A 25,842-nucleotide genomic window follows, 5' to 3' on the forward strand; every position below is an offset into this window, starting at 1 on the left:
CTCCGCTCGGGTGATGCTCACCGAGCGTCTCGATCCCGATCGTCTCGCGTGTCACCCTCGGGCCCGGTGACGGAGCGGCTCCACGGAGGTCGGTGAGATGACCGAGGACATCGAGGAGAAGGCGCGGGCATCGGTCGAGGCGTTCAACCGCGGTGACTGGGACGCGGTGCGGGCGACGCTGGCTCCGGGCTACATCTACGAGGAGACCGGCACCAACGAGCGCTACGAGGGCCCGGACGCCGTCATCGCCGCCCTGCAGGACTGGAAGACCGCCTTCCCCGACGCGACCGGGGAGATCGTGCGCATCGCGACCTGCGGAGAGACCTCGATCCTCGAGATCGTGTGGCACGGCACGCACTTCGGACCGATCGACACCGGCGCCGGCGTCCTCCCGCCCAGCGGTCGCGCGGGGAGCTTCTGGGCCGTGATGTGGCAGGAGTGGGACGACGGCCTGCTGGTGCACGAACGCCACCACATCGACCTGCTGACGATGCTCGCCAACATCGGCGCGGTCCCGGCCCCGGCCTGATCGCCGGACGGGTTCGGGGACAGGGATGACGCGCACGGCGGCGGGCACCGTCGGCCTGGTCGTCCTGACGCTCGCCAACCTCGCCGACCTGGTCAGCATCGGCCTCGTCGCCGCGTGGTGGTTCCGGGCCGCGCGCCGGGCGGAGCCCGAGCCCTCGGCCGCGCGGCACCCGTGATCACCGGGACGTCATCGCTCCGGCGCGGCGGCTCCCCGACCACGGGGTCCGGGTGATCATGGTCGCGGGTCGGCCGGCGCGACCGGCCGTCGTCAGGACGGCTGGTACGGCGGCGCGACCCCCCACCCCCAGCGGGGTACCGGCGCGTGCTCGACGACGTCGTCGGCGTCGGGCTGCGAGTTGTGGAGCGCCAGCCGGGTGCCCCACTCGACGTAGCCGACGAAGGCCGCACGGAACTCGGGGTCGTCGGGCAGCCCCGCGTCGTCGGCCGCCCGGCTCATCGTCTCGGCGAACCGGCGGCGCTGCTCCGGCGTGATCCCCAGCCCGCGGTGGTGGGCCAGCATCCGTTCGTAGCCGCCCAGGGAGGCGGTGTAGTCCGCCGGTCCCCCGAACACCTCGACCCACCACAGCGTCACGTGGGCCCGGTGGTCCTCGGAGACCCCGCCGGGGAAGAGGCCGCTCAGGAGGTCGTCGGACTCCACCCGGTCGTAGAACGCGTCGATCAGCTGCCGGAACGCGTCCCGACCGCCGGCCCACTCGAACAGCGTCGGCGTCATTGCAACACCGTAATCACGGCAAGTACCGAAGGCCAGGGACACGGAGCGTTCCGATGGTTCGCACCGTTCGGCCGTCCAGGTCGTCGATGTCCCATCACGCCGAACGCAGTGCGAACGCTCCGTGACGAGTCTCGGTCACGGCGAGCCACCAGGGCCCGCCGCGCACCGAGAGGAACCGTCATGACCACGGCACCCGCGGCACCCGTCATCACCGACCCCGCCGAGCTCGGCACGGTCCTCGGCATCTGGGCCCACCCGGACGACGAGGCCTTCCTGGCCGGCGGTCTCATGGCCGCGGCCCGCGCCGCCGGCTCCCGGGTCGCGTGCATCACCGCGACCCTCGGCGAGCAGGGGACGGACGACCCCCAGCGGTGGCCGCCGCGGCGCCTCGCGACCGTCCGCCGGATGGAGCTCCGGGCCTCGCTCGCCGCCCTCGACGTCACCGAGCACCACCTGCTCGGGGTCGCCGACGGCGGGTGCGCCGCCGAGTCGGCGGCCGCGCGGGTCGCGCAGATCGGCGAGATCGTCGACGCGGTCGCCCCCGACACGATCGTCACCTTCGGCCCCGACGGCTACACCGGCCACGAGGACCACCAGACCGTGTCCGCCTGGGCCGGCGCGGCCCGCGAGATCGCCGCGCCGGGCGCCCGTCTGCTCCACGCCACCTCCACCGAGGAGTTCGTGCGGCGCTGGTCGCCCGCGCGGGACGCGTTCGACATCTTCCTCGCCGACGGCCTGCCGTTGGCGACCCCGCCGTCCGCCCTCGCCGCCCGCTTCGACCTCGACCCGTCCCTGGTCGAGGTCAAGCTGGTCGCGCTGCGGGCGCAGGCCACCCAGACCCGCGGGTTGTTCGCGGCGGTCGGCGAGGACCGGGTGCGCGAGTGGTTCTCGACCGAGGCCTTCGTCTCCGGGGACACCCGCGACACCGGCACCGCGGGCTGGGGCACCTGGCGGGTGGCGGCATGACCATCACCGGCCACCTCCCCCGCCGCAGCGTCGCCGAGCCGTCGGCCCTGACCCAGGGCGTGCGCGGCGGGCTGTCCGTGGTCCTCGCCTACGTCCCGTTCGGCACGGCCCTCGGTGCGGCGCTGGCCCACACCGGGGTCTCGGCGCTCACCGCGTGGTCGAGCTCGCCGCTGCTCTTCGGCGGCGCCGCGCAGCTCGTCGCGGTCCAGCTGCTCGCCGCCGGCGCGCCCGCGGGGGTCGTCGTGGCCGCCGCGATGGTCGTCAACGCCCGGCTGCTGCTCTACAGCGCCTCGCTCGCGCCCCACGCCCGCGGCTGGCCGCGACGGTGGCGCTGGCTCGGCGCCTACCTGCTGGTCGACCCGGTGTACGCCCTCGCGGTCGGGCGGTTCTCCCGGTCCGACGACGACGGCGACCCGGCCCGCCGGCTGCGCTTCTACCTCGGCGCCGGCGCCACGATGTGGGTCGGCTGGCTGGCGATCACCGGGCTCGGGGTGCTGGTCGGGGGTCTGCTCCCGGCCGCGCTGCCCCTCCAGCTCGCGGCTCCCCTGACCTTCCTCGTGCTGCTGCTCCCGATGCTCACCGGCCGGGCGGCCGCCGCGGCCGCGGTCGTCGGCGGCCTCGTCGCACTGGCGGCGTCCGGCCTGCCGCTGGGCCTCGGGCTGCTCTGCGGAGCAGCGGCGGGCGTCGGGGCCGGCGTGCTCGCGGGAGGCCGTGATGCGTGAGCTCGCGATCCTCGTCGTCATCGGCCTGGGCACCTACCTGATGCGGGCCTCGTTCCTCGTCACCGCCGGCACGGACCCGCCGCGGGCCCTCGCCCGCGTCCTGCCCCACCTCGGGCCGGCGGTCCTCGCCGCGCTCGTCGTGCCGTCGCTGGCCGCGCCCCGCGGGCACGTGTCGGTGGCCGAGACGGTCCCGTCGCTGGTCGCCGCGCTCGCCTGCTGGCTGCTGTGGCGCCGGACGGCACGCTTGCCGCTCGCCCTCTTCGGCGGGCTCGGCGTGTGGTGGCTGTGCCTCGGCGCGGTCTCGGTGGTGGGAGGGGGCGCGCCGTGACCACGCCACCGAGCACGCCCCTGGTCACCCTGCGGGAGCTCGGCCCCGGGGAGTACGACGTCCTCGACGCCGTGGTCGCCGGGCTCTCCCCCGACAGCCGGGTCCGACGGTTCCTCGGGCCCGTCCCGGAGCTCGCCCCGGCGGTGCGCGACGCCCTGGCCGCCGTCGACGGACGCCGCCACCTCGCCGTGGCCGCGTTCGCCGGCGGCCGGCCGATCGGCATCGCCCGCCTCGTCGGCGAGGAGCCCGGGCGGGCCGAGCTCGCCGTCGAGGTCGTCGACGCCTGGCAGGGCCGGGGCGTCGGGTCCCGCCTGGCCCGGGCCGTCCTCGACCGGGGCCGGGAGGCCGGGTTCACCACGGTCGTCGCCGATGTGCTGGCCGAGAACCCCGCCGCGCGGGGACTCGCCCGGGCGCTGTTCCCCGGGCTGTCCGGCCGCCCGGAGGGCACCGAGATCGCCTTCACCGCCGACCTCACGGCGCACGAGCCGTCACGGGCCGTCGCGAACGCCGCATGAGGGTGAGTGTCCGGCGACGGACGGGCCAGTCCCGGGACGGGAGGTGGCGGATGGTGACCACCGAACGGACCGGGCACGCTCGTCGGTGGGCGGTCGGGACCGCGGGCCGCGAGGGAAGGTCCGACGGCGATGTACCGGATCCGCCTCCTGGGCGAACAGGTCGTCGGCGACGCCACCGGGGCGCCGCTGGCCGTCCCGCCGCGCGCCGTCGCGCTGGTCGGCTACCTCGCCCTCCACGCCGGGATCCCGCAGCAACGGGGCCGGATCGCGACCCTCTTCTGGCCGGACTCCACCGACGAGCAGGCGCTCACCAACCTGCGCCGCGAGCTGCACCACCTGCGGGGCGCCCTCGACGGGGAGTCCGGCCTGGCCGCGACCGGGCGGGAGCTCACCTGGCGGGACACCCCGGCCTGCCGCGTCGACCTGCGGGAGTTCGTCCTCGCCGACGACGCCGCGCGGGCCGCGGCCCGGGCCGGCGCCGACGACGACGTCGTCACCCACGCCACCGCCGCGCTCGCCGCCTACGGCGGCGAGTTCCTGCCCGGCGGCTACGACGACTGGCTGCTCGACGCCCGCACCGAGCTCGAGTCCCGCTGCGTGGCCGTCTGCGACCTACTGGTCGACGCCCTGGTCCGGGCCGGCGACACGGCCCGGGCGGTCGAGGTGGCCCGCCGCCGGGTCCGGCTGCGTCCCCTCGACGAGCTCGGCCACCGCCGCCTGATCGAGCTGCTGGGCGAGCTCGGCGACCGGGCCGGGGCCGTCTCGAGCTACCACCACTGCGCGGCGATCCTCGAGCGCGAGCTCGGCGTCACCCCCGACCCGGCCACCCGGCGACCGCTCGACCTGCTGCTGGCGCGCGACGACGATCCCGGGCCGGTCCCGGCGCCGCCCGACGTCGGCGGGCGCTCCGGCGGCACGTCGACGCTGGTCGGGCGGGGTGTCGAGCTCGGGACCCTGCGGGCGCGGTGGCGCGCCGCGGCGGCGGGACGGCCCTGCGCGGTGGTGGTGCGGGGCGACCCCGGGGTCGGGAAGACCCGGCTGGTCGCCGAGCTGGCCGAGTCGGCGCGGCTCGACGGCGCGGTCGTGGCCACCGCCCAGTGCTTCGGCGCCGCCGGCCGGCTGGCCCTCGCCCCCGTCGCCGAGTGGCTGCGGGTCCCCGCGGTCCGCGCCGGCTGGGCGACGCTCGACCCGGTCTGGCGGGTGGAGGTCGAGCGGCTGGTGCCCGCGGCGGCGTCGCGGGACGTCGGGCCCGGCGGCCGGGCGGTGGTCGAGGCGTGGCAGCGGCACCGCTTCTTCGAGGGCCTGGCCCGGGCCCTCGTCGGGACCGGGCGGCCGACGCTGCTGGTACTGGACAACCTGCACTGGTGCGACGCCGAGACCCTCGCCTTCCTCACCCTGTGCCTCGGCCTGGCGCCCGACACCCCCGTCATGGTCGTCGCGACGATGCGCACCGAGGCCTCCGAGCACGAGCCGCAGGTCGGCGCCTGGGTGTCGCGCCTGCGCGCGACCGGGACGCTCACCGAGCTGTTCCTGGGGCCGCTGGAGGGGCCCGACAGTGCCCGCCTCGCGAGCGCGGTCGCGGGCGTCGCGATGTCCGCCGAGGACGTCGAGGTGCTGCAGGCGAGCACCGGCGGTTTCCCGCTCTACGTGGTGGAGGCCGCCCGCCGCACCCTGGAGAACAGCTCCCCGATCCCGGTCGGCGACCTCGCGACGGTGCTGCGGGAGCGGCTCGACCAGGTCAGCGGACAGGCCCGGGAGGTGGCCGCGCTCGCGGCGGCGATCGGCCGCGACTTCACCCTGGACCTGGTCACCGCGGCCGGCGAGCTGGACCCCGACACCGTCGTGCGGGCGGTCGACGAGCTGTGGCGGCGGCGGATCCTCACCGAGGTCGGCGAGGGGTACGACTTCTCCCACGACCTGGTCCGGGACGGCGCGTACGCGCAGATCAGCCCGCCCCGGCGGTGGTTGCTGCACCGCCGGGTCGCCCAGGGGCTCGAGCTGGTGCACGCCGACGACACCGACGCCGTCTCCGCCCAACTCGCCGAGCAGTACGCCCGCGGCGGCCGGCCGGAGCGGGCCGTGCGGTACTACCGCCGCGCCGCCGAGCTCGCCGCGCGGATGTTCGCCCACACCGAGGCGATCCGGCTGCACGACCAGGCCCTGGCGATCGTGCGGACGCTGCCCGCCGGACCGGTCCGCTCCCGGGAGGAGCTCGCCGAGCTCGAGGCGCTCGCGGCCCCGCTCAACGCGCGCGACGGCTACGCGTCCCCCCGGCTGCGGGAGACCCACGACCGCACGATCACCCTCGCCGAGGGCCTCGGCGACCGGGAGGCGCTGCTCACCGGCCTGGTCGGGCTGTGGACCTCGCTGTTCGTGCAGGGCGAGGTCGCGGCCTCGCAGCGGACCGCGGCGCGGGCCCTCGGCATGATCGTGCCCGGCTCGGAACCGGCCGCGGCCGCGCACTTCGCGCTCGGGACCTCGACCCTCGTCCTCGGGCGCCCCGCCGACGCCCTGGTGTTCCTCGGGCGCGTCGTCGAGCACGGCAACGACCACCGGCTCAGCATCGGCACCCGGCCGGACGTCCACGGCCGGGCCTCCGCGGCGCACGCCCACTGGCTGCTGGGCGACGACGACCGGGCCGAGGCTGAGGCCCGCGGCTCGGTCGCCGTGGCGCGGACCGCGGACCCCTACAACCTCGCCGTGGCCCTTGCCTACGCCGCCATCACCCACCAGCTCCGCGGGGCGGCGGGCGAGCTGTCCGTCGCGGTCGGCGAGCTGCGGGAGCTCTGCGACCGCTACGAGTTCGCCTACTACCGCGAGTGGGCGCTGGTCCTCGACGGGTGGTCGCGCGGCGGCGAGGCCGGCGTCGAGCTCGCCCGGCGCGGTATCCGGAACCTCTCCGCCGAGGGTGCCCGGGTGCGGATGCCGTACTGGCAGTCGCTGCTGGCCGACCTGCACGCCGCCACCGGCCGGCCCGACGAGGCGCGGGCGTGCCTCGACGCCGCCGTGGCCGACGGCCAGGCCCGCGACGACCTGTGGTGGATGCCCGAGGTGCTGCGCCGGCGCGCCGCCCACGACGACGGCGGGGCGGCGCAGGCCCGGCTCCGGGCGGCCGCCGCGCTCGCGAGAACGCAGGGCAGTACCGCTCTCCTGCGGCGGTGCGAGGACGACCTGGCGTCGCGCGCGAACGCTCCCGGAACGGTGCGTTCCTAGCGTCGGGCGCGGCGTCCATCCCCGGGCGCCGCAGCCGTACAGAAGGACACCGCCATGACGACCACCGTGACCTCCGGCGCGCCCTACGCCGACCTCGACGGCGCGCTGCGGGGTGAGCTCATCACCCCGGCGGACCAGGCCTACGACGAGGCCCGCGCGGTCTACAACGCCATGATCGACAAGCGGCCGGGCGCGATCGCCCGCTGCCGCGACACCGCCGACGTCGTCACCGCCGTGCGATTCGCCCGCGAGCACGGCCTCCGGATCGCGGTCCGCGGCGGTGGTCACCACGCCGCCGGGTTCGGGGTGTGGGACGACGCCCTGGTGATCGACCTGTCCACGATGCGCAGCACCACCGTCGACCTCGTCCACCACACCGTCCGGGTCGACGCCGGCGCCACCTGGGGCGACGTCGACCACGCCACCGTCGCGTTCGGCATGGCGACGCCGTCGGGCTTCCTGGCCTCCACCGGCGTCGCCGGGCTGACCCTGGGCGGCGGGATCGGCTACCTGTCCCGCCGGTTCGGGCTGACCGTCGACAACCTGCTCGCGGCCGACGTCGTGCTCGCCGACGGCAGCTTCGTCACCGCCGACGAGACCTCGCACCCCGATCTGTTCTGGGCCCTGCGCGGGGGCGGCGGCAACTTCGGGATCGTCACCTCGTTCACCTTCCGCTGCCACGACATCGGGCGGCAGGGCATGGTCATCGGCGGCCCGGTGCTCTACGACCTCGCCGACACCGCCGAGGTCATGCGCTGGTACCGGTCGCTGTTCCCCGCCCTGCCCGAGGAGCTCAGCGGCTGGCTGGGCCTGCTGACGATCCCGCCCGCACCGCCGTTCCCCGAGGAGCTCTGGGGACGCCAGGCCTGCGGCATCGTGTGGTGCTACACCGGCCCCCACGACCGCGCCGACGAGGTCCTCGCGCCGATCAGGGAGTTCGGGAACCCCCTGGTGGTCGGGCTGATGGAGATGCCGTTCTCGGCGCTGCAGAGCGCCTTCGACCCGCTCTACCCCGCCGGCCTGCAGTGGTACTGGCGCACCGACTTCTTCCGCGAGATCACCGACGAGGCGATCGACGTCCACCTCCGGTACGGCCCGCAGCTGCCCACCGGTCACTCGACCATGCACCTCTACCCCGTCGACGGGGCCGCCGCGCGGGTCCCCGCGGACGCCACGGCGTTCCCGTACCGCCAGGGCGGGTGGGCCGGGGTGATCGTCGGCGTCGACCCCGACCCGGCCAACGCCGGGCTCATCTCGCAGTGGGCCCGGGACTACTGGACGGAGCTCCACCCGACCGCGGCCGGCGGCAGCTACGTCAACTTCATGGGTGACGAGGGGCAGGACCGCATCCGCGCCGCCTACGGCGAGAACTACGACCGTCTCGCGCGGATCAAGGGCCGGTACGACCCGCAGAACGTCTTCTCGGTCAACCAGAACATCCGGCCCGCGCAGTCCTGAGCGGGCCCGCTCACGACCAGATGCCGACGTGCACCGGCGGGCGGTAGCGCGCCGGTGCCACGCCGGTGCCCGGCGCGCGCATCACGCCGAGGGCCTCGGGGGTGCCGAGGAAGCGCAGGAAGTGGGCCGCGACGTCGGACGGCCGGCGCGGCAGGGTCACGTACCAGGCGCCGTGCCGAGGGGTCACGGACGTCGGGACCACCCGCAGCGTGCCCCGCCGGACGTGGGGGGCCACCAGGTGGGCCGTGCCGATCGAGGCCCCCGCGCCGGCGGTCGCCGCCGCCCACGCCGCGGCCTGGTGGGGGTGGATCTGCAGGGCCGCCTCGGGGACGGTCAGCCGCAGGAGCACGTCGCGGGTGGCCGCCCCGGGCTCGGCGGCGCTGGGGTCCACCGCCCACCGCCACGCGGCGGGCGGGCCGGCGAGGCGCTGCCCGGGCGCGGCCACCACCACCTCGCGGACCCGCAGCACCGGCTCGTCGCGCAGCCCGTGGCGCTCCCCGACGGGACCCGGGCCGAAGGCGACGTCGGCGAGGTGGTCGCGGACGAGGACCGCGAGGTCACAGGTGTCCGCGATGCGGGTGTCGGCGTCGAACGCGGTCCCGCTCCGGGCCAGGAACGCGTCGACCAGCGGGCCGATGACCTGCTCGGCCAGCGCGGCCGTCGTCACGAGGCGCAGCGTCTCGGTGCTCCCGGCCGAGTGGCGGACCGCCACCTCCGCCTCGGCGCCCAGCGCCACGATCGCCGTCGCCGACTCCAGCAGCCGCGCCCCGCCGGCGGTCAGCTCCATGCGCCCGTCGACCCGCTCGAGCAGCGGATCCCCGAAGTGGTCGCGCAGCGCGCGCAGGGTCTGGGAGACCGCGGAGTCGGAGACCCCGAGCGCCGTCGCCGCGGCCCGCACCGATCCCAGTCGGGCGACCGCGACGAAGGTGCTCAGCTGAGTCAGGGTCACTCGACCGAGGATGCTCCCGGCGACGGCGGGTCGGCACCGCCGAGTTGAGCAAAAGCTTCATCGCCCGTGGTCGCACCCGCGGACCCGGGTCCATGCTCCCACGCGCCGGGCGGGACCGCCGCCCGGAGGACGGCTGATCCGGGAGGGCGCATGCAGGTCCCCGCCACCTTCGGCTACGAGTTGGCCCCCGACCTCGCGGGCGCGCTCGCGCTGCTGGCGCGCCACGGTCCCGACGCCCGCCCGATCGCCGGCGGTCACAGCCTCCTGCCGATGATGAAGCTGCGGCTGGCCGAGCCGACGGTGCTCGTGGACATCAACGGGCTGACCGAGCTCGGCGGCATCACGGTGGACGGCGACGCGATCCGGTTCGGCGCGATGGTCCGCCACGCCGAGGTGCTCGACTCCGCGGTGGTCGCCGAGCACCTCCCGATCCTGCGCGACGCCGAGCGCGTGATCGCCGACCCGCTCGTGCGCAACCGCGGCACCGTCGGGGGCTCGCTGTGCCAGGCGGACCCTTCCGAGGACCTCTCGGCGGCGTTCTCCGCCCTGGGCGCGACCGTCGTCATCACCTCGCGCGACGGCGAGCGGACGGTGCCCGTCCGCGAGTTCCACCGCGGGCCCTACGAGACGGCCGTGGCGCACGACGAGCTCGTCACCGCCGTCCGCGTCCCGATCCGTCCGGCCACCGGCAGCGCCTACGAGAAGGTCGAGCGCCGGACCGGCGACTGGGCGGTCGCCGCCGCGGGTGCGGTGGTGAGCCTCGACGGGCACACCGTCGTCCGGGCGGGCATCGGGCTCGCGGCCGTCGGCGCCGAGCACTTCGTCGCCGCCGAGGCCGAGGAGGCCCTGCGCGGCGCGCCGGCCACCGCGGAGTCCTTCGCCGAGGCGGGCCGGATCGCCGCCGAGCACTGCCGTCCCACCGCCGACCAGCGCGGTCCCGTCGACTACAAGCGCCACCTCGTGGGCGTCCTCGTCGCCCGCACGTGCCACCGCGCCGCCGCCCGCGCGCGGGGAGAGGTCTGACCCGTGGAGATCACCGTCACCGTCAACGGGCGCGAGGTCACGCGCGACGTCGAGCCCCGCCTGCTGCTCACCCACTTCCTGCGCGACCACCTGCGCCTCACCGGCACCCACTGGGGCTGCGACACCACCACGTGCGGCGCCTGCACGGTGCGCCTCGACGGGGTGCCGGTGAAGTCCTGCACCGTGCTCGCGGTCATGGCCGACGGCGCCCGCGTCGACACCGTCGAGGGCCTCGCCGCCGGGATGGCCGAGACCGACCTCGACCCGGTGCAGCAGGGGTTCGTCGCCTGTCACGGCCTGCAGTGCGGTTTCTGCACCCCCGGCATGCTCATGACGACGCGTGCCCTGCTCGACCGCGATCCCGATCCCTCGCCGGCGACGATCCGCGAGGCGATCTCCGGGCAGATCTGCCGGTGCACCGGCTACGAGAACATCGTCCGCGCCGTGCGCTGGGCCGCCGAGGCCGAGCAGCAGGCCGCCACGACGACGGAGGTAGCGCGATGAGCGCCGGGCTCGAGGGAGTCCGACCGCCCGAGGAGTGGATCCGGGCCGCCGTCGACACCCCGCGCGGCTACGGGGCGATGAAGCGCAAGGAGGACGCCCGCTTCGTGCGCGGCCGCGGGAACTACGTCGACGACGTCGTCCTGCCCGGCATGCTGCACGGCGCGGTCCTGCGCAGCCCGCTCGCGCACGCCCGCATCGTCGCCGTCGACACGAGCGCGGCCGAGGCGCACCCGAAGGTCCGCGCGGTGATCACCGGCGAGGCGCTCGCCGGGCTGGGGCTGTCGTGGATGCCGACGCTCTCCCAGGACACCGAGGCCGTGCTCGCGACGGACAAGGTGCGCTTCCAGGGGCAGGAGGTGGCCTTCGTCGTCGCCGACGACCACTACGCCGCCCGCGACGCGCTCGACCTCATCGACGTCGAGTACGAGCCGCTCGACCCCGTCGTCGACGCCACCCGGGCGCTCGACGAGGACGCCCCGGTGGTCCGCGACGACCAGGACGGCCGGACCACCAACCACATCTTCGACTGGTCCAGCGGGGACCGGGCCGCGACCGACGCGGTGTTCGCGCAGGCGCAGGCCCGCGACGACGAGCGCGTGGTCACCGCGGACATCCTCTATCCCCGCGTGCACCCCGCCCCGCTGGAGACCTGCGGCGCGGTCGCGGACATGGACCCGGTCACCGGCAAGCTGACCCTCTGGACGACCACGCAGGCCCCGCACGCCCACCGCACGCTCTACGCGATGGTCGCCGGGCTCCCCGAGCACAAGATCCGCGTGGTGTCGCCCGACATCGGCGGCGGGTTCGGCAACAAGGTCGGCATCTACCCCGGCTACGTGTGCGCCATCGTCGGATCGATCCTCACCGGCGCCCCGGTGAAGTGGGTGGAGGACCGCTCCGAGAACCTCATGAGCACCTCCTTCGCCCGCGACTACCACATGCGCGGCGAGGCCGCGGTCACCGCGGACGGGCGGCTGCGGGCGGTCCGGGTCCACGTGCTCGCGGACCACGGGGCGTTCAACGCCACCGCCCAGCCGACCGCGTTCCCCGCCGGGTTCTTCGGGGTGTTCACCGGCTCCTACGACCTCGAGGCCGCCCACTGCGCGGTCACCGGGGTCTACACCAACAAGGCGCCCGGCGGCGTCGCCTACGCGTGCTCGTTCCGCATCACCGAGGCGGTGTACCTCGTCGAGCGCCTCGTCGACGTCGTCGCCCACGACCTCGGGATGGACCCCGCCGAGCTGCGGATGCGGAACCTCCTGCGCTCCGACCAGTTCCCCTACCGGTCGCCCACCGGGTGGGAGTACGACTCCGGCGACTACCCCCACACCCTGCAGGTCGCCCTCGACAAGGCCGGGTACGACGACCTGCGGCGCGAGCAGGCCGACCTGCGCCGGCGCCGCGAGGCCGGGGAGGACGTGCCGCTGCGCGGGATCGGTCTCGCGTTCTTCACCGAGGCCGTCGGCGCCGGGCCGCGGCGGTCCATGGACATCCTCGGGCTCGGGATGGCCGACGGTGCCGAGCTGCGGGTGCACCCCACCGGGAAAGCGGTCCTGCGGGTGTCCTGCCAGAGCCAGGGGCAGGGGCACGAGACGACGTTCGCGCAGCTGGTGGCGGCCGAGCTCGGCATCTCCCCCGACGACGTCGACGTCGTGCACGGCGACACCGACCAGACCCCGTTCGGGCTGGGCACCTACGGGTCGAGGTCGACCCCGGTGTCGGGAGCCGCCACGGCGATCGTGGCCCGCAAGGTCCGGGAACGGGCCCGGATCGTGGCCGCCGCGATGATGGAGGCGAACCCCGAGGACCTCGAGTGGTCCGACGGGTCGTGGCAGGTCAAGGGGGTCGCCGGGGCCTCGCGGACGATCGCGGAGATCGCCCTGGCCGCCCACTCGAACCTCGAGCTGCCCGACGGCGTCGAGGGCCACCTCGACGCGACCTGCGTCTACAACCCGCCCAACCTCACCTATCCCTGCGGGGCGTACGTCTGCGTCGTCGACGTCGACCCCGGGACGGGCGCGGTCACGGTGCGGCGGTTCGTCGCGGTCGACGACTGCGGGGTCCGGATCAACCCGATGATCGTCGAGGGCCAGATCCACGGCGGCCTGGCGGACGGGATCGGGATGGCGCTGATGGAGGCCATCGCGTTCGACCTCGACGGCAACTGCCTCGGCGGGTCCTTCATGGACTACCTGGTGCCGACCGCGCTGGAGTGCCCGTCGTGGGAGCTCGGCGAGACGGTGACGCCCTCCCCGCACCACCCCGTCGGCGCGAAGGGCGTGGGCGAGTCGGCGACGGTCGGCTCGCCGCCCGCCGTCGTCAACGCGGTGATCGACGCGCTCGCGCCCCACGGGGTCCGCCACGCCGACATGCCGCTGACCCCGGCGGCGGTGTGGTCGGCGATGCAGGGGCGGCCGCTGCGCACGGACCTCGCGATCCGATGACGAGCCTGCTCGGCCGGGCCGAGGCGCTGCGGGAGCAGGGCACCCCGTTCGTGCTGGCCACCGTCGTGCGGGTGGAGCACCCCACGAGCGCGCGCCCCGGGGACCGGGCCCTCGTGCTCGCCGACGGCACCGTCGACGGCTTCGTCGGCGGGCACTGCGCGGAGGACGGCGTGCGCCAGGAGAGCCTCCGGGTGCTCGCCTCCGGCACCACGGCGCTGCTGCGGATCGCCCCGGAGGGCGGGCCGGTCGGCTGCCACGGCGAGGTGGGGCTCGCGAACCACTGCGAGTCGGGCGGCACCCTGGAGATCCTGCTCGAGGCGGTGGTGCCGAGCACCGTCGTCGGCGTGCACGGCGACGGCCCCATCGCCGCGGCGCTGCGGCGGCTGGCGACGGCGCTCGACCACACCGTGGTCGAGGGGATGGGCTCGGGGCCGGCCCCCGACGCCGTCGTCGTCGCGAGCCACGGGTACGACGAGGCGCCGGTGCTCGAGGCGGCGCTGCGCGCGGGCGTCGGGTACGTCGCGCTCGTCGCGAGCCGGCGCCGTGGTGCGGCGGTCCTCGCGGGGCTGGACGTCGAGGACGCCGACCGGGACCGGGTGCACACCCCGGCCGGGCTGGACCTGGGCGCCACGACGCCCCCCGAGGTCGCCCTGTCGGTGCTGGCCGAGATGGTGGCCGTGCGGGCGGGGCGGACGGTGCGGACGGAGCGGTGAGCCGCGCCCGGGGCTCCCCGGGCGCGGCTCGCCGCCTCAGCTCGCGGCGCGACGCTCCTCGACGACGGGCTCGGCCTTCGCCGGGGCCGACTCGTGGGACAGCTCGCGCATCTCGGTGGAGAACACCCGCGCGGACTGGCCGACGGAGCGGGCCAGCTCGGGGAGCTTCTTCGCCCCGAAGAGCAGCACCAGCACGCCCACGATGATCAGCCAGTGGACGGGGCTCAGCGCGCCGGTCACTCGAAGGGCCCGTTCACCAGCGCGCCGCCGACCGGTCCCTCGACGAAGCGGGGGTCGGCCTGCGGGTACTGGGTCTCGGTCCCGTTGGCGTCCTCCGGACGGGCCTGCCCGGTCGCGTTGTCGTTCGCGTCCATGATCGAGGAGGCGAGGTTGCCGGCGGTCGCGAGCACCGCGGAGGGGCCCTGGGCGGGGCTCTGGGTGCTGGGGTAGCCGGTGGTCGCGTCGGAGCGGGCCGCGTCGGTGGTGGCGAGGTGGTCGACGTGGTCGCTGGTCGCGGCCTGGGCCGTGCCGGCGGCGACGAGCGGCAGGACGGCGCCGGCGATGCCGACGGCCGCGGCCGCGGCGCGGGTGTGCCTACGGGTGGTCATGAGGGGTTCCTCTCGGGTGGAACGGCGGGTCGGGCGGGGTCACATGTCCTGCGCGCCGGCCTTGATGGCCTCGCGGATGCGGTTGTAGGTGCCGCACCGGCAGATGTTGCGCAGTTCCTCGATGGCGTCGTCGTCGACCTCGCGGCCCTCGGCCCGGCACTGCTTCACCTTGGCGACGGCGGCCATGATCTGGCCCGGCTGGCAGTAGCCGCACTGGGCCACGTCGTTGTCGATCCAGGCCTGCTGCATCGGGTGCAGGTCGGCCTTGACCGTGTCGGCGAGGCCCTCGATCGTCGTGACCTCGTCGGTGGGCCGGATGTCCTTGACCTGCACCGAGCAGGGGTTGAACGCCTTGCCGTTGATGTGGCTGGTGCAGGCCTTGCAGACGTTGATGCCGCAGCCGTACTTCGGGCCGGTGACCTTGAGCAGGTCGCGGATCACCCAGAGCAGGCGCACGTCGTCCTCGACGTCGACGCTGACCTGCTCGCCGTTGAGCTGGAAGGTGTGCGTGGGCACGAGGTCCTCCTAGAAGGTCGTCTGCAGACCGTCGGTCGGCGACGGCGGGATCGGGGGCACCGTCGGGTACGGCTCGAACGGCAGCGGGTCCTTGTGGTCGAGCGGGAAGTAGGTGGGGACCTTCCCGGTGGCCCGCGCGTAGGCGCAGGCGATGGCGCCGCAGGTGGCGGCGATCCCGAACTCGCCGGCGCCGCCCGGCTCCGGAGCGGTCGAGTCCATGATCACGATGTTCATCTCCGGCGGGGTGTTCCACTGCCGGGTGTAGAAGTAGTTGTCCCAGCTGGCCTCGACGAAGTGCCCGTCGTCGAGGTGCAGGCTCGAGGTGAGCGTCATCGCGAGGGCGTCGTTGATCCCGCCCATCATCTGGGCCTCGAGGCCGCGGGGGTTGATGACGAGCCCGACGTCGACCACGTAGGTCACCTTGGTGACCCGCGGACCGGTCCGGGCCTGGCGGATCTTCCGGTTGACCGTCTCCGGGCGGCAGTCGAGCTCGACGACGCAGGCCGCGGCGCCCTTGTACTCCACGTGCATGCCGATGCCCTGCGCGGTGCCGTCGGCCATCGACTTGCCCCAGCCCGCCTCCTGGGCCACCCGGTCCAGCACGGCCTTCCACCGGGCCTGCTTGGCGAACTCGGACCGGAACTCGTAGGGGTCCTTGCCGAGCTTCGCCGCGATCTGGTCGACCATCAGCTCCCGGGCGGTCGCGACGTCCGGGGAGTAGATGTTGCGCATCGAGCTGGTGTTGAAGCCCATGTCGACCTCGTTGAGGAACCGGGTCGAGGCGCCGAAGTTGTACGGGGTCACCTGGGTCGTCTCGAAGATGGACTCCGAGACGGTCAGGTTGCCCAGGGGCGCCTTGTTGGCCGCCGCCGAGATCGCCTCCGACAGGCCCGGGTTGACCTCGGTGGCCACGCTGGTGTGGCGGATCTCGAAGCTGGTGACGGCGTCCGCGGTGACGTTGGCGCGGATCCGGCAGGTCGCCATGGGGTGGGTGCGGCCCTGACGGGAGTCGTCGGCGCGGGTCCACATGAGCTTGACCGGCTTGCCCATCGCCTGCGAGACCAGCGCCGCCTCCTCGGCGGCGTCGAAGAACAGCTTGCGCCCGAAGGACCCGCCGCCCTCCTGGACGTGGAAGGTCACCGCGTTCTGGGGGATGCCCAGCTTCTTGGCGATCTCGGCCTGCGCGGCGATCGGGCTCTTCGACGGGCCCCAGATCGTGGCCCGGTTGCCGCGGACGTCGGCGATGGCGCAGTTCGTCTCGAGCGAGGAGTTGCTGCGGAAGTAGAAGACGAACTCGCCCTCGAGGCTGCCGGGGAGCTTCGGCGCGGCCAGCGGGAGCTCGGCGGCGCGCAGCTCCTTGAGCACCGCGTCGTCGTCCTTGCCGTGCACCGTGCCGTTCGCCCAGGTGACCTGGAGGGCGTCGACGGCCGCGATGCACTGGCCGAAGGTGTTGCCGCGGACCGCGACCCCACCGCCGACCTTCACCACGTCGGTGATGCCGGGCATCGTCCGCACCTGGTCGAGGTTCGCGACGGCCCGCGGGTAGCCGTTGAGGTCGGGCGCCCGGCACAGGACCGTCGGCAGGGCGCCGGGGATCTGCAGGTCCGTCGTGAACTTCTTCTTGCCGGTGACCATCGCGAGCGCGTCGGACTTGGTCCGCGGCTTGCCGATGATCGTGAACTTCTCCTGGTCCTTCAGGGCGACCTCGACGGCCTGCGTGACGGGGGCGGCGGCCTTGGTGGTGAGCTCGCCGAACGGCAGCGACGCCCCGTTGGGTCCGGTGATCAGGCCCTGCCGGCTGGTGAGCACGTCCTTGTCCTGGCGCATCTCGGCCGCGGCGGCGTCGAGGAGCCGCCCCTGGGCCAGCGCGGCCGCCACCCGGATCGGGGTGAACGTGGTGAACGTCGTCGACGAGCCACCGGTGAGCTGGTTGAACACCAGCTCCGGGCGGGCGTCCGCGAGGGTGACGAGGACCTGGTCGGGATCGAGGCCCATCTCCTCGGCGATGATCATCTGGGTCGACGTGATGATGCCCTGGCCGTTGTCGGAGCGCGGCAGCGCGAACGAGACCGTGTTGTCCCGGTTCACCTTGATCCGGATGAGGTTCGCGGTGGGGCGGGCCGAGTCCCGGAGCACGTCGAGGAGGTCGTAGACCTCCGGGGTCTGCGGCGCCGACGGGACGGCCAACGCCGACGCCGACGGCGTCGCGTCGAAGATCGCCTCCCGGCCCAGCTCGGCCGCCGCCACGAGGGTCGTCCCGGCCACGACGTAGCCCAGGAACCGGCGCCGGCTGAGATCGGTGTGGAGGACGCCGTGCTTCGCGGGGCGCTCGGCCCGTGGTCTCTCCCGCGTGGTGGTGGCCCGGTGGCTGGGCATCGACGACCTCCCCGACCCACCCCGCCGGCGACGTCTCGGGCGCCGCCCACAGCGAGGTGAAGCATGTGTGTGACACCACAACGAGTCCGTTATTCGACTGTGACGCGCAGCGGCGGGATCGGAGTGTGGACAGACGTGCCGGATCGAGCGGCCGCATCGGCCGGGTCCGGACGATCCCGGACGTGTCCGCGCTGGTCGCAACCGGTTTCCGGACACGGCGCCGCGGGGCGCCGTCAAGCCCGACACGCCCGCCATCATCATCCGGTCGAGTGAACGTCCTCACGGGTCCCGGCGGGTAGCCAGGGCGGTTCTCACCCGCGGCCGAGGGCTCGCCGGACGTCGTCGTCGGAGAGCTGGCCGAAGTCCTCGTAGTGGTCGCCGACGGCGCGGAACCGCGGCGGGACCGTCACCGCCACCACCTCGCCGCCCCACTCGTGCGCGAGCCGCTCCGCCGTCGTCGCCGCGATCACCGGGGCGCCCAGCACCAACCGGGACGGGCCGGCGGCCTCGAGCGCCCGCAGCGCGGCGAGGGCCGTGACGCCGGTGGCGACGCCGTCGTCGACGAGCACGACGTCCCGGCCCGGCGCGCGCTCGCGCCAGGTCGCGCCGTAGGCCGCCTCCCGACGGCGGGCCTCGGCGCGCTCCTCGGCGACGGCACCGGCCAGCGCGTCGGGGGTCAGGCCCTGCCGCTCGAGCGCGACGGTGAACCACACCGGCTCGCCGTCGGAGGCGACCGCGCCGAGCCCCGCCTCGGGCCGGCCGGGCCGGGTCACCTTGCGGGCCACGCCCACGTCGACCTCGGCCGCCTCGCCCAGGACGGCGGCCGCGGCGACCGCGACGGGGACCCCGCCGCGCGCGAGGCCGACCAGCAGCGGCCGGTCGAGGTCCACCCCGGCGAGCACGACGCCGAGCGCCCGCCCCGCGTCGATCCGGTTGCGGAAGACCACCCGCCCCGCGTCCATGGGATCGGGAGCCTAGGTCGTCCTCCGGTCCCGGCAGCACCGTCCGGCGAGTGGACCGCCACGGCTGCACCGGCAGCCACCGACGCCCACTCGAGCTCGTCGCGCCGCTCAGGCGCCCAACCGGCCGTGGTCGTCCACGCGCCAGTCGCGCAGGGCGTCGAGCAGCGCCGACACCATCACCGACGTCGTCTCCGCGCCCTCGGCGGCCGTCGCGCCCGCCGGGTCGCCGAGCACGCCGTTGGCGCTCACCGCGGCGACCGACCCGGCCCGGATGGCGGGCATGAGCTCGCCGAGCGGGGCGGTGTTGCCGGCCGCCGCGAGGTCGGCGCGGACGTCGTCGGGGGCCAGCGCGAGCATCAGCGACGTCTCGTGGCGCCCGGCGTGCGCGTCGGCGCCCGGCACCCCGCACGAGTGCCAGGCGACGTCCCGCCCCTCGGCCCGGAGCAGCGTCGTGGCGGCGACGAGCGCGGGGAGGTTGCCGCCGTGGCCGTTGACGAAGCACAGCCGCCGCGCCCACCGGCACGCCGAGCGGCCGGTCTCGACCAGCACCGCGGCCAGCGTCTCGGTGCCGATGGAGATCGTGCCGGGGAAGCCCTCGTGCTCGCCGGAGGCGCCGAGCGCGATCGGCGGCGTCACCGGCAGCCCGGTGCGCCCGGCCACCGTCGTCGCCACCGCGGTGTCGGTCCCGAGCGGCAGGTGCGGGCCGTGCTGCTCGAGCGCCCCGACCGGCACGAGCAGCAGCGCGGTGTCGGCGCAGTCGGCGGCGCGCGCCCGGCCGACCTCTCGGGATGGGACCTCCACCCGGCCAGCGTGTCAGCTCCGGCCGGCCACCACCTCGCCGGTCTCGAGCAGCGACTTGAGGTTCGACAGGATCCCGGGCCAGCCGCCCGCGATCCCCTCGAGCATCGCGCTGCCCGGGACGAACCCGTCGTGGGTCACGGTCAGCTTGACCGCCTCCGGCGACACCGGCTCGATCTCGAACGCCACCCGCGAGACCGGCTCCTGCTGCAGCACGGCGAGCTGCTCGTCGGACCAGCCGAAGATCGCCTGCATCTCCGGCCGGTAGTTGTGCCAGGTGTAGGCGAGCCGGCGCGGCGGGTCGGCCTCGAGGACGTGCTGGTCCCAGTCCTGCGCGGGCTCGCCGCCCATGCTCCAGCGCACCGGGGCGCCGGGGGTCCAGTCGGAGTCCGGGCCGCCGCCGTCGAAGTAGCGGCGGATGAACGCCGGCGTCGTCAGCGCCTCCCACAGCCTCTCCGGCGTCGTGCGGATGTAGCTGACGTAGACGAAGGCGGTGGCCGCGGGGTGGGCTGTCTCGGTCACGGGGTCCTCCAGGGCTCGCTTGAGATCGGTGAGGGCGTCGACGCGCGCCCGGTCGTAGCGGCGGATCCAGCGGTCGCCGACGTCGGCCAGCGGCGCCGGGTTGAGGTGGTGGCGGCGTTCACGGCCCCGGCGCACCGCCGTGACCAGGCCCGCCTCCTCCAGGACGGCCAGGTGTTTCGTCACCGCCTGCCGGGTCATCGCCAGGCCCTCGGCGAGCTCCGACAACGTCCGGCCGTCGCGCGCGTACAGCGCGTCCAGCAGGTGGCGCCGCGTCGGGTCCGCGAGGGCGCGGAACACGGCGTCGTCGTCCACGATCGGCAACCATACGGTTGCCTGTCGCAAAGGGCAACCCCGAGGTTGCCCGTCAGAGGGCGACGGCCGCGTCGTGCCCCTCCCGGATCGCCGCGTCCAGCAGTCGCGGTGCCACGGCGTCGCCGACGCGCACCACCGGGGCCGCGGACGTGACCGGCGCGCGGGCCGCGCGCGGCCCGCAGGCGACGACGGCGTCGACCGTCCGCGACTCCTCGGCGCCGGTGAGGTGGTGCAGCAGCCGCACCGTCCCGCCCTCCGTGGCCAGCACGACGGTCTCCACCTCCTGCCGGATGCCCAGCGCCGCCGCGCGCCGCGCCCACCGCGGGCCCTCGAGCGTGGGCCCGAGGTCCGCGGCGGCCTCGAGCGCCGCGGTCACCGTCGTGACCGACGCCCCGGCCCGCGCCAGCGCCTCCGCGGCGGACGGCGCGGCGTGCCCGCCCGCCTCGTCCACCACCAGGACCCGCCCGCGCGGGCGGGCCCCGCCGCGCAGCACGTCCTCGACGTCGAGGACCCCCGCGCCCGCCCAGGACGGTCGCGCGGGCACGGACCCGGTGGCGTCGACGACGACGTCGGGGTTCTCCGCCGCGACGAGGGCGTCGTCCACCGCGAGGGTCAGCGAGGTCGCGACGCCGAGCTCCCGCAGCTCGGCGGCCAGGTCCTCGACGGCGTGGCCCAGCTCCCCGCGCCCCGGGGCCGCGGCCGCCCACGCCACCTGGCCGCCGAGCCGGTCGCCGGCCTCGACGAGGTGCACGTCGTGCCCGCGCCGGGCCGCGGTGACCGCCGCGGCCATCCCGGCCGGTCCGCCGCCCGCCACCAGCACCCGCCGTCGCCGGCCGGGGTCCGGCAGCGGCACCGACTCACGGCCCGCCCGGGGGTTGACCACGCACCCGAGGGGCCGGTTGAGCCCGACCGCCGCGATGCACTCCTGGTTGCACCCGAGACAGCGCCGCACCCGTCCCCCGGCGAGCGCCGCGGCCGCGAACCCCGGGTCCGCGATCTGCCCGCGCACCACGCCGACGAGGTCGCACGTCCCGGCGGCGAGGGTGGCCGCGACCTGCGACGGCGTCGTGAACCGCCCGACCCCCACCACCGGGACCCCGACCGCCGCCCGCACCGCGGACGGGACCGCCGCCGCGTACCCCGCGGGCACCCCCATCGGCGGCTCGATGAGCGGCAGCGTCGCGGTCGCCACCCCGACCGCGGTGTTGACGTAGTCCACCTGCCCGCCGACCCGGGCGGCGACCGCCGCCGCGTCGGCCGCGGTGAGACCGCCGGGCAGCCCCTCGTCGCCCTGCAGCCGCACGCCGAGCACCCGGTCCGGCCCCAGCGCCGTCCGCACCGCCGTGAGGATCTCGACGAGCACGAGGGCCGGGTCGTCGCCGTACGCGTCGTGGCGGTGGTTCGTGAGCGGCGACAGGAACTGCCGGACCACCGACGCCTGCGACGCCTGGACCTCCAGCCCGTCGTAGCCGCCCGCCACGGCGTGCTCGGCGGTCCGCGCGAACCCCGCCACGAGGTCGGCGACGTCGCCGGCGGTCAGCGCCCGCGGCACCTCCCGGAACATCGGGTCGGGGCGCGGCGACGGCGCCGTCACCGCCACCCCGGAGTAGCGCGACGACGCCTGGCCGCCGTTGTGGCCGACCTGCGCGAGCACCACCGCCCCGTGGGCGTGGACGGCGTCGGTGATGCGCCGCAGGCCGGGCACGACGGCGGGGTCGGTGCCGCGGATCAGCCGCTCGTAGGGCCGGTCGTCGTCGCCGGCGGAGTGCTCCTCGGTGATCACCATGGCGGCGCCGCCGGCCGCGCGGGCGGCGTAGTAGGCGGCGTGCTGCGCGGTCGGCCGCCCGGCGACGGCCGCGTTGGTGAGGTGGGCGGGGAAGACGATCCGGTTCCGGAGGACCAGCGGACCGACCCGCACCGGGTCACCGGGCCGCGGCGCGGTCATGCCCGGGCCCACGAAGAGGTCGACGCCACCCGCGCCGCGGCCCGGCGCCCGTCGAGCACCGCCTCGTGCACCGTCCGGGGCGCCACCACGTCGCCGGCCAGCACCCGCGGGCCCACCACCAGCAGGCCACCGTCGGCGCGGGCGCCGTCGGGCACCGGTCCGGGCGCCCGGGGCGAGGTGTCGACGAGGGCCGCGGCGGGCAGCGTCGTCACCTCGCCGGTGTCGACCTGGCGCAGGGTCAGCGCCCCGTCCGCGGCGCCGGTGAGGTCGTGGCGGACGACCCGCCGGACCCCGGCCGCGAGGAGCCGGGCCTGCGCGGGGACGAGGTCGCCGCCGAGCTCGTGGCCGACCACCGGGTCCCCGGTCACGAGCGCCACGTCCCGCCCGGCGGCGAGCAGCTCGGCGACACCGACCCCGGTGGCGTCCCCGATCGGGTCCCACACGACGACGGGCCCGTCCGGCACCGCCGCCCCGGCGAGCACCGCGGCGGCGGGCAGGGCCACGACGCCCGGGACCGGCGGGTCGCGGTCCACCCCGCCGGTGGCCCAGAGGGTGGGCACGTCGGGGTCGGGGTCCGCGGTCACGCCGAGGCGGACGGTCACGTCGTGGCGGACCAGCTCGGCGCGCCACCACTCGACCAGCCGCGCGAACCGTCCCCGCCCGGGCAGCCGCGCCACCGCGCGCAGCAGGCCTCCGAGGTCGTCGTCGCGCTCGAGCAGCGTCACCCGGTAGCCGGCCCGAGCCAGCGTCAGCGCCCCCTCCAGGCCCGTGGGCCCGCCGCCGACCACCCGCACCGCGCGGCCGTCGTCGGGAGGCACCGTCGGGACTCCGGAGGTGGGCGCGACCGTGCAGGAGATCCGCGGGTTGCGGACGTCGCGGACCCGGCAGCGCTGGTTGGTCAGCACGCAGGGACGCGGGGCGCGGCCGGCCCGGGCGTGGGCGACGAGGTCGGGGTCGGCGAGCAGGGCGCGGGTCATCTCGACGAGGTCGGCCTGGTCGAGCGCCGCGGCGGCGTCGGGCACGTCGACCACGCCCCCGGCCAGCACCACCGCGGTCCCCGGGGGCGCGACCCGGCGCAGCGCCGCGGCGAGCGGGCGGCCGTACCCGGGTGGAGTGTGGGCGTCGGGGCGGGTCGCGGCGACGGTGAGCCCGCTGCCGCGCACCCCGACCACGTAGTCGAGCCCGGCGGGCACCGCGACGTCGTCCGGCGTCAGCCCCGCCCAGGGGGCGAGCTCGTCGACGGCCAGCCGCAGCCCCACCACGGCGTCGTCGCCCACCGCGGCGCGCACCGCCGCGACCGTGTCCCGCAGCAGCAGCCCCCGGTCGGCGCCCCAGCGATCCGAGCGGTGGTTGGTGAGCCCGGAGAGGAACTGGCGCAGCAGCGCGTGCTGCCCGGCGCCGATCTCGACGCCGTCCGCGCCGGCGGCCCGGGCGAGCGCGGCGGCCGCGGCGAACCCGTCGACGACCGCCGCGACCGCCGCCTCGTCCATCGCGGCCGGCACCTCGCGGCTCACCGGGTCGGGGACGGGCGAGGGCGCCCACAGCGGGCGGCGGTGGTGGGCGGAGCTGCCCTGGGAGCCGGCGTGGCCCAGCCCGGCGAGCACGAGCGTCCCGTGGGGACGGCACGCCGCCGCGATCGCCGACCACCCGGGCCCGCAGTCGGCGGCCCGGGGTGACCGGTCGTAGGGCCGGTCGGAGTCGTGCACCGAGGCGACCTCGGTGACGACGATCCCGGCCCCGCCGGCCGCGCGCCGCGCGTAGTGCCCGACGTGGGCCGCGGCGAGCTCCCGGGGCCGCCCCGGCTCCGCGAGGTTGGTGACGTGCGGCCCGAACAGCACCCGCGACGGGGCCGTCCGGGCCCCGAGGACGACGGGTCCGGTCAGGGAGCGGACGCCCCCCGCGCCTGACCCGCCCCCGGTGCCCACCGCGCCCCGGCCTCCCTGCGCCACTGCCCGTCACACGGCCGCGCCGGCCCTCCCGGGTGCCGCGCGGTCCTCCGGGCCGCGACGGTAGCCCGCGACCCGGTGTCGCGGCGGACCAGCGCGCCCAGCTCGGCCGCGGACAGCGGCGCGGGCTCGTCGAACTCCTCGCGCAGCAGCGCCGCCCCCGCGAACCCCTGCCCGCGGGTGTAGCGGTTGGTGACGACGACGGTGGCCAGGCCCGCCGCCCGCGCCGCGGCCAGGCCCGGCGCGGAGTCCTCGACCGCGACCGCGTCGGCCGGGTCGACGCCGAGGCGGGCGAGCGCGAGCTCGTAGGCCTGCGGGTCGGGCTTGAGGCGGGTGACGTCGTCGCCGTAGACGGCCACCTCCGCCGTCCCCACCCCCAGCAGGTGCTCGACGAGCGGCTCGGCCCAGGCCCGGGTGCCGGTGGTGGCGACGGCGATCCGGGTGCCGTGCGCGCGCAGGTCCGCCACCAGGGCCCGCACCCCGGGGCGGGGCCCGATCGCGCCGCGCCGGACCTCGTCGGCGAAGAGCCGCGTCTTGGTGCGGTGCACCCGCACGGCGAGCTCCTCGAGCACGGTCTCGTCGGCGGCCTCCCCGCCGCACTCCTCCCGCGCGGCCAGGTCGGCGACGATCCGCCGCCGGCCGCCGGTCACGGCGAGCAGGTGCCCGTAGTGCTCGATGTCCCAGAACACGTCGACCCCGTGGGCGGCGAAGGCCCGGTTGAACGCGACGCGGTGGCCGTCGCGCTCGGTGTCGGCGAGGGTGCCGTCGACGTCGAAGACCACCGCGGCCGGGGCGCTCACGGCGCGACCTGCCGGCCGAGGTCGCGCAGGTGGTAGAGCAGCAGCAGCTGGGCGATGGCGAGCGGCTCGCTGCGGGCGTCGCCGATCCGGCCCAGGCACTCCGGGCTCTCGCCGTCGGGGTCGCCGAGCGCGGTCCAGATGGCCTTCTCCACCGCGAGGCTCTCCTCCCGGGGCACGTAGCCGTGCACGTGCAGCGACTCGACGGGGCGGCCGTCGGGATCGCGCTCGAGCTTCAGGTGCATCGCCCGGGTGAGCCCCGGCTGCAGCACCCCGGTGAGGTCGGGGTGGTCGATCGTCGGGCGCAGCATCACCGTCGCCGAGAGCGGCGTGCCCGCCGGGTCGTCCCGGGACTCGATCGGCGCGAACCGCACGACGACGTCGGCGTGCGAGCGCTGCGGCCGGACGTACGCGGCCGACTCCTCCTCGCGGCGGTCGAGCTCGGCGAGGACCTGCTCGGTGGTGTAGCCGCGGGCACGGGTGTCCCGGGCGACCTTCCAGCCGCGGCGGATCTCCTCGGGCGGGTCGAGGTAGACCGTGACGTCGAAGCACGCCCGCGCGAGCTTGGAGTGCAGCGGGAACAGTCCCTCGACGATGACGACGGGGGCCGGCTCGACGAGCTCCGGGCGCACCAGCTCGCCGGTGGCGTGGTCGTACACCGGCTTGAGGATCGGAGCGCCGGTCGCGAGCAGCTGGAGGTGCTGCTCGAGGATCTCCAGGTGGTTGCAGTCCGGGTGCAGCGCGGTGAACGGCAGCTCCCGGCGCTCGGCCCGGTCGTAGCGGTGGTAGTCGTCGGTGCACAGCGAGACGCACCGCTCCGGGCCGAGGGCCTCGACCAGCCCGCGGGTGATCGTCGTCTTGCCCGCGGCGCTGTCGCCGGCGATGGCCAGCATGATCGGTCGTGGTCGGGGCCGGTCGGGGCCGGCCCGGTGCATCCGGAAGGTCTTGTCGGGCACGGGGGTCC

Annotated in this window: 25 protein-coding genes; 12 read left to right on the forward strand and 13 right to left on the reverse strand. The window is 76.0% G+C overall.

Going from position 1 to position 25,842, the window contains the following annotated elements:
• The first annotated feature begins 97 nt into the window (after nt 1–97).
• Both HH311_RS04070 and HH311_RS04075 read left to right on the forward strand, forming a co-directional pair.
• On the forward strand, nt 98–529 hold the full coding sequence (locus HH311_RS04070; protein WP_169182227.1) for an ester cyclase: 432 nt from the start codon (nt 98–100) through the stop codon (nt 527–529).
• A 25-nt stretch (nt 530–554) separates the two neighbouring features.
• A complete protein-coding gene (locus tag HH311_RS04075; RefSeq protein WP_169182228.1) occupies nt 555–704 on the forward strand; it encodes a hypothetical protein in 150 nt (49 codons plus the stop codon).
• 92 nt (nt 705–796) lie between these two features.
• On the opposite strand, the gene HH311_RS04080 is transcribed toward HH311_RS04075, so the two are convergent.
• Nucleotides 797–1,261 (reverse strand): group II truncated hemoglobin, encoded by a 465-nt coding sequence (locus tag HH311_RS04080; protein WP_169182229.1) that lies wholly within the window; start codon nt 1,259–1,261, stop codon nt 797–799.
• A gap of 180 nt (nt 1,262–1,441) precedes the next feature.
• Between HH311_RS04080 and HH311_RS04085 the strand changes: the two genes are divergently transcribed.
• The 6 genes from HH311_RS04085 to HH311_RS04110 all read left to right on the forward strand — a co-directional run bounded on the left by HH311_RS04085 (nt 1,442) and on the right by HH311_RS04110 (nt 8,463).
• Nucleotides 1,442–2,227 carry a PIG-L deacetylase family protein gene (locus HH311_RS04085; RefSeq protein ID WP_169182230.1) on the forward strand — a complete coding sequence of 262 codons (786 nt, stop codon included), beginning with the start codon at nt 1,442–1,444 and terminating at the stop codon, nt 2,225–2,227.
• Nucleotides 2,224–2,949: an AzlC family ABC transporter permease gene (locus HH311_RS04090; RefSeq protein WP_169182231.1), complete on the forward strand. Its 726-nt coding sequence runs from the start codon at nt 2,224–2,226 to the stop codon at nt 2,947–2,949. The genes HH311_RS04085 and HH311_RS04090 overlap by 4 nt, the downstream gene beginning before the upstream one ends.
• Nucleotides 2,942–3,277, forward strand: a complete 336-nt coding sequence (locus HH311_RS04095) for an AzlD domain-containing protein (protein WP_169182232.1) — start codon at nt 2,942–2,944, stop codon at nt 3,275–3,277. Before HH311_RS04090 ends, HH311_RS04095 begins: the two co-directional genes overlap by 8 nt.
• Nucleotides 3,274–3,792 (forward strand): GNAT family N-acetyltransferase, encoded by a 519-nt coding sequence (locus HH311_RS04100; protein ID WP_169182233.1) that lies wholly within the window; start codon nt 3,274–3,276, stop codon nt 3,790–3,792. The genes HH311_RS04095 and HH311_RS04100 overlap by 4 nt, the downstream gene beginning before the upstream one ends.
• A gap of 129 nt (nt 3,793–3,921) precedes the next feature.
• On the forward strand, nt 3,922–7,005 hold the full coding sequence (locus HH311_RS04105; protein ID WP_169182234.1) for an AAA family ATPase: 3,084 nt from the start codon (nt 3,922–3,924) through the stop codon (nt 7,003–7,005).
• Between the two features lie 54 nt (nt 7,006–7,059).
• Nucleotides 7,060–8,463, forward strand: a complete 1,404-nt coding sequence (locus HH311_RS04110; RefSeq protein WP_169182235.1) for an FAD-binding oxidoreductase — start codon at nt 7,060–7,062, stop codon at nt 8,461–8,463.
• 10 nt (nt 8,464–8,473) lie between these two features.
• Here the strand turns inward: HH311_RS04110 and HH311_RS04115 are convergent, their stop codons facing one another.
• The gene (locus HH311_RS04115) at nt 8,474–9,412 is read right to left on the reverse strand and encodes a LysR family transcriptional regulator (protein WP_169182236.1); all 939 of its coding nucleotides are present in this window, start codon (nt 9,410–9,412) and stop codon (nt 8,474–8,476) included.
• Nucleotides 9,413–9,562: 150 nt separating this feature from the next.
• Between HH311_RS04115 and HH311_RS04120 the strand changes: the two genes are divergently transcribed.
• The 4 genes from HH311_RS04120 (at nt 9,563) to HH311_RS04135 (ending at nt 14,096) form a co-directional block, all read left to right on the forward strand.
• Nucleotides 9,563–10,435: a xanthine dehydrogenase family protein subunit M gene (locus HH311_RS04120; RefSeq protein ID WP_169182237.1), complete on the forward strand. Its 873-nt coding sequence runs from the start codon at nt 9,563–9,565 to the stop codon at nt 10,433–10,435.
• Nucleotides 10,436–10,438: 3 nt separating this feature from the next.
• A complete protein-coding gene (locus HH311_RS04125; protein WP_169182238.1) occupies nt 10,439–10,939 on the forward strand; it encodes a (2Fe-2S)-binding protein in 501 nt (166 codons plus the stop codon).
• A gap of 77 nt (nt 10,940–11,016) precedes the next feature.
• Entirely contained in the window at nt 11,017–13,383 is a 2,367-nt protein-coding gene (locus HH311_RS04130) for an aerobic carbon-monoxide dehydrogenase large subunit (RefSeq protein WP_169182666.1), read from the forward strand.
• Nucleotides 13,380–14,096, forward strand: a complete 717-nt coding sequence (locus HH311_RS04135; RefSeq protein WP_169182239.1) for an XdhC family protein — start codon at nt 13,380–13,382, stop codon at nt 14,094–14,096. The genes HH311_RS04130 and HH311_RS04135 overlap by 4 nt, the downstream gene beginning before the upstream one ends.
• A 36-nt stretch (nt 14,097–14,132) precedes the next feature.
• Here HH311_RS04135 and tatA read toward each other — a convergent pair whose 3' ends face one another.
• From tatA to HH311_RS04190, 11 genes are all read right to left on the reverse strand, one after another.
• A complete protein-coding gene (gene tatA / locus HH311_RS04140; RefSeq protein ID WP_211189677.1) occupies nt 14,133–14,324 on the reverse strand; it encodes a twin-arginine translocase TatA/TatE family subunit in 192 nt (63 codons plus the stop codon).
• Between the two features lie 8 nt (nt 14,325–14,332).
• Nucleotides 14,333–14,704 (reverse strand): hypothetical protein, encoded by a 372-nt coding sequence (locus tag HH311_RS04145; protein ID WP_169182241.1) that lies wholly within the window; start codon nt 14,702–14,704, stop codon nt 14,333–14,335.
• Between the two features lie 39 nt (nt 14,705–14,743).
• Entirely contained in the window at nt 14,744–15,220 is a 477-nt protein-coding gene (locus HH311_RS04150) for a (2Fe-2S)-binding protein (protein ID WP_169182242.1), read from the reverse strand.
• Nucleotides 15,221–15,229: 9 nt separating this feature from the next.
• Nucleotides 15,230–17,596, reverse strand: a complete 2,367-nt coding sequence (locus HH311_RS04155) for a molybdopterin cofactor-binding domain-containing protein (RefSeq protein ID WP_169182243.1) — start codon at nt 17,594–17,596, stop codon at nt 15,230–15,232.
• Between the two features lie 311 nt (nt 17,597–17,907).
• A complete protein-coding gene (locus HH311_RS04160; RefSeq protein ID WP_169182244.1) occupies nt 17,908–18,558 on the reverse strand; it encodes a phosphoribosyltransferase family protein in 651 nt (216 codons plus the stop codon).
• 108 nt (nt 18,559–18,666) lie between these two features.
• The gene (gene mftE / locus HH311_RS04165) at nt 18,667–19,359 is read right to left on the reverse strand and encodes a mycofactocin biosynthesis peptidyl-dipeptidase MftE (protein WP_169182245.1); all 693 of its coding nucleotides are present in this window, start codon (nt 19,357–19,359) and stop codon (nt 18,667–18,669) included.
• A 12-nt stretch (nt 19,360–19,371) separates the two neighbouring features.
• A complete protein-coding gene (locus HH311_RS04170; protein ID WP_169182246.1) occupies nt 19,372–20,190 on the reverse strand; it encodes a metalloregulator ArsR/SmtB family transcription factor in 819 nt (272 codons plus the stop codon).
• 52 nt (nt 20,191–20,242) lie between these two features.
• Entirely contained in the window at nt 20,243–22,135 is a 1,893-nt protein-coding gene (locus HH311_RS04175) for an FAD-dependent oxidoreductase (protein ID WP_169182247.1), read from the reverse strand.
• Entirely contained in the window at nt 22,132–24,060 is a 1,929-nt protein-coding gene (locus tag HH311_RS04180) for a mycofactocin system FadH/OYE family oxidoreductase 1 (RefSeq protein ID WP_169182248.1), read from the reverse strand. Before HH311_RS04180 ends, HH311_RS04175 begins: the two co-directional genes overlap by 4 nt.
• Nucleotides 24,015–24,881, reverse strand: a complete 867-nt coding sequence (locus HH311_RS04185) for an HAD-IA family hydrolase (RefSeq protein WP_169182249.1) — start codon at nt 24,879–24,881, stop codon at nt 24,015–24,017. Before HH311_RS04185 ends, HH311_RS04180 begins: the two co-directional genes overlap by 46 nt.
• On the reverse strand, nt 24,878–25,834 hold the full coding sequence (locus HH311_RS04190; protein WP_312029934.1) for a phosphoribulokinase: 957 nt from the start codon (nt 25,832–25,834) through the stop codon (nt 24,878–24,880). Before HH311_RS04190 ends, HH311_RS04185 begins: the two co-directional genes overlap by 4 nt.
• Between the last annotated feature and the right edge of the window lie 8 nt (nt 25,835–25,842).

Source organism: Actinomycetospora sp. TBRC 11914, assembly GCF_012933465.1.
Lineage (GTDB): Bacteria > Actinomycetota > Actinomycetes > Mycobacteriales > Pseudonocardiaceae > Actinomycetospora.

Coding starts and splice junctions, on each gene's coding strand:
- HH311_RS04070 (WP_169182227.1), top strand. CDS start 98: ATGACCGAGGACATCGAGGAGAAGGCGCGGGCATCGGTCGAGGCGTTC.
- HH311_RS04075 (WP_169182228.1), top strand. CDS start 555: ATGACGCGCACGGCGGCGGGCACCGTCGGCCTGGTCGTCCTGACGCTC.
- HH311_RS04080 (WP_169182229.1), bottom strand. CDS start 1,261: ATGACGCCGACGCTGTTCGAGTGGGCCGGCGGTCGGGACGCGTTCCGG.
- HH311_RS04085 (WP_169182230.1), top strand. CDS start 1,442: ATGACCACGGCACCCGCGGCACCCGTCATCACCGACCCCGCCGAGCTC.
- HH311_RS04090 (WP_169182231.1), top strand. CDS start 2,224: ATGACCATCACCGGCCACCTCCCCCGCCGCAGCGTCGCCGAGCCGTCG.
- HH311_RS04095 (WP_169182232.1), top strand. CDS start 2,942: ATGCGTGAGCTCGCGATCCTCGTCGTCATCGGCCTGGGCACCTACCTG.
- HH311_RS04105 (WP_169182234.1), top strand. CDS start 3,922: ATGTACCGGATCCGCCTCCTGGGCGAACAGGTCGTCGGCGACGCCACC.
- HH311_RS04110 (WP_169182235.1), top strand. CDS start 7,060: ATGACGACCACCGTGACCTCCGGCGCGCCCTACGCCGACCTCGACGGC.
- HH311_RS04120 (WP_169182237.1), top strand. CDS start 9,563: ATGCAGGTCCCCGCCACCTTCGGCTACGAGTTGGCCCCCGACCTCGCG.
- HH311_RS04130 (WP_169182666.1), top strand. CDS start 11,017: ATGAAGCGCAAGGAGGACGCCCGCTTCGTGCGCGGCCGCGGGAACTAC.
- HH311_RS04135 (WP_169182239.1), top strand. CDS start 13,380: ATGACGAGCCTGCTCGGCCGGGCCGAGGCGCTGCGGGAGCAGGGCACC.
- HH311_RS04145 (WP_169182241.1), bottom strand. CDS start 14,704: ATGACCACCCGTAGGCACACCCGCGCCGCGGCCGCGGCCGTCGGCATC.
- HH311_RS04155 (WP_169182243.1), bottom strand. CDS start 17,596: ATGCCCAGCCACCGGGCCACCACCACGCGGGAGAGACCACGGGCCGAG.
- HH311_RS04160 (WP_169182244.1), bottom strand. CDS start 18,558: ATGGACGCGGGGCGGGTGGTCTTCCGCAACCGGATCGACGCGGGGCGG.
- HH311_RS04175 (WP_169182247.1), bottom strand. CDS start 22,135: ATGACCGCGCCGCGGCCCGGTGACCCGGTGCGGGTCGGTCCGCTGGTC.